This is a genomic window from Corallococcus aberystwythensis (genome assembly GCF_003612165.1).
Classification (GTDB): Bacteria; Myxococcota; Myxococcia; order Myxococcales; family Myxococcaceae; genus Corallococcus; species Corallococcus aberystwythensis.
Genome location: NZ_RAWK01000502.1, coordinates 1 through 2261, shown reverse-complemented (window position 1 = coordinate 2261; position 2261 = coordinate 1). Strand labels below are relative to the sequence as shown.

Sequence of the window (2261 nt, the reverse complement as noted above, 5' to 3'; positions counted from 1 at the left end):
CCCGCGCTCCTCCTCGCCGCCTCGGCCTGCCGCGAATCGCCGCCCCCTCCGGCGCCTCCCGCCACGCCTCCTCCCGCCGCCGTCGCGCCGCGTCCCACCGGGCCGGTGAAGTGGGGTGAAATCGAGGGCCGCGTGCTCCTCACGGGGAAGCCCCCCCAGGCCCCCAGCGCGCCGACCACCGCCACCGTCGCCAGCGTGTGTGGCGACCAGGCGGAGGACCGCTCGTTGGTGGTGGGAGGCGAGGGCGCCCTGGCCCACGCCGTCGTGTCGCTCCAGGACGGCGCCGCGCTCCCTGAACCGGAGACGGCCGCGCCGCCGCCGGTGCTGGACCAGAAGCAGTGCCACTACGAACCCCCCGCGCTCGCGGCGAAGGCCGGCGGTGAGCTGCTGCTGCGCAACTCCGACCCGCTGGTGCACAACGTGCGCGCCCAGGCCGGGACGAACCGTTCCGTGTTCAACGTGGCCATGCCCCTGGAAGGCATGACCCTGCGCCGCCCCCTGCCCGCGGAACCGGGCACCGTCCAGGTCCGCTGCGACGTGCACCCCTGGATGCGCGCGGTGGTCCGCACCTTCAACCACCCGTACTTCACCACCACTGCCCCGGACGGGCGCTTCCGGATGCGCGTCCCCGAAGGGGCCCACACGCTCGTCTTCTGGCATGACCGGCTGCCGGAGACCTCCCGCACCGTCACCGTCCGTGCGGGGGAGACCGTGCAGATCGATCAGACCTGGGGCGTGGAAGCACTGCGTCAGGCCGGCTCGGGAAAGTAGGGTGCCCCTGACACCGGTGTCATGCGCGGGCCCGGTGGAACGAAATCGTCGGACGGGGGTTCCGTATAAGTGCCGGGAAGCACGCCCCCTGTTCAGACTTCTGTCTTGGTGGCAAAATTGCTTTCCCGGAAGCCAACACTTCCGCCCGAGGGGGACGCGTCATGCATCAGGCCAGGAAGCAACTCACGGTGTCCGCGCCAACAGAGCCTCTGCGCCTGGGGGCCCGCCGCAAGCGCGCCCGGCCGGTGGGCATGCAGGAGATGGGGCCCAACCTCTACGAGAAGATCCAGAGCGCGCTCACCGAGCTGTCGCTGGTGTCGACCCACGAGCGCCTGAGCGGTACCTGAGGTGACGTCCCGGAGACGGTGCGGGTCCCTTCCCGGGGCCCCCGCTCCGGGTCAGCCGTTCCGGACCTGGCAACCTGGGGAGCAGGGCCGGGAGAAACGGCAAAAGGGCCCGCCCGAGCAGCTCGGGGGGCCCTGAAACCTTCAACCTGCGGACGACCTAGATGTCTTCGTCCTCGGCGGCCTCGGCGCCGGGCTCGGCGTCCTCGTCCTCCCCGAAGGAGTCGAGGCTCTCCTCGTCCTCCTCGGCGGCGGGCGTCTCCTCGGGCTCGGGCTCAATGACCTTCGGCGCCGCGGCCAGGCGACCACGCCGGCCCTCCGTGGGCTTGGCGACCACGTTCTCCCGCTGATCCGCCCCACACTTGGGGCAGATGGGGTCCGGCTTCTTCATGTCGTAGAACTTCGTCCCGCACTTGTAGCAACTGTGCTTGGTCCCGAGATCCTTCGCCGGCATGCGCCACCCTCGTAGAGCCTGGAGTAAAACAGAGGGCGGCTGAATAGTTGGGCCGAAGAACAGAGTCAACCGTGTGTTTGCGTGGGAGATTTCTGGCGGTAGCATCCCCGCCGGTTTCCCCCGAGAGCCGGACGCCCCCTTTGAACTTCACCTGCGACAGTTGCCAGAAGCGGTACTCCATTGCGGACGAGAAGGTCCGCGGCAAGACGGTCAAGGTCCGTTGCAAGAACTGCCAGAACGTCATCACTGTTGAAGGACCCGCCGAGGAGGAGAGCACCCGCGTGGTGTCGCTCGCCGACGTGGAGCGCATCCGGGCCCAGGAGCGTTCGCTGGCAGGGGGTGGTGGCGCCGCCGCCGCGCCCGCCGCTCCGGCACCCGTGTCCGCCGTGGCAGCACCTGCGCCCCTGGCCCGACCTCCTGTGTCGGCTCCCCAGCAGCCCTGGGATGACGAGCCCACGCGCACCGCGCCTCCCCGCCAGACGGCCGGGGCACCGTGGTTCGTGATGGTGCGCAACAAACAGGAGGGCCCGCTGGACGAGACGGCCGTGGCCGAGTGGATGGCCGCGGGCACCATCAGCGCGCGCAGCTTCTTCTGGCGCCAGGGCATGCCGGACTGGAAGCGCGGTTCGGACATCCCGGAGCTGGCCGCGCTGCTCGCGCCCGCCGCGCCGCCGGAGCCGCCGCCTCCGCCC

The 2261-nt window shown here is 70.8% G+C and carries 4 protein-coding genes; 3 read left to right on the top strand and 1 reads right to left on the bottom strand.

The annotated features are described in order from the left end of the window. Together D7W81_RS40940 and D7W81_RS40935 are read left to right on the top strand one after the other, a co-directional pair. On the top strand, positions 1-771 hold a 771-nt coding region (locus D7W81_RS40940; protein ID WP_120560715.1), incomplete at its 5' end, for a carboxypeptidase regulatory-like domain-containing protein. Between the two features lie 161 nt (positions 772-932). Further along, entirely contained in the window at positions 933-1118 is a 186-nt protein-coding gene (locus tag D7W81_RS40935) for a hypothetical protein (RefSeq protein WP_120560714.1), read from the top strand. 157 nt (positions 1119-1275) lie between these two features. Here D7W81_RS40935 and D7W81_RS40930 read toward each other — a convergent pair whose 3' ends face one another. Continuing rightward, positions 1276-1569, bottom strand: coding sequence for a TIGR02300 family protein (locus D7W81_RS40930; protein WP_120560713.1), 294 nt, complete (start codon positions 1567-1569; stop codon positions 1276-1278). Between the two features lie 140 nt (positions 1570-1709). On the opposite strand from D7W81_RS40930, the gene D7W81_RS40925 reads away from it, so the two are divergent. Continuing rightward, positions 1710-2261: GYF domain-containing protein (locus D7W81_RS40925; protein ID WP_120560716.1), on the top strand; the 552-nt coding region annotated here is incomplete at its 3' end.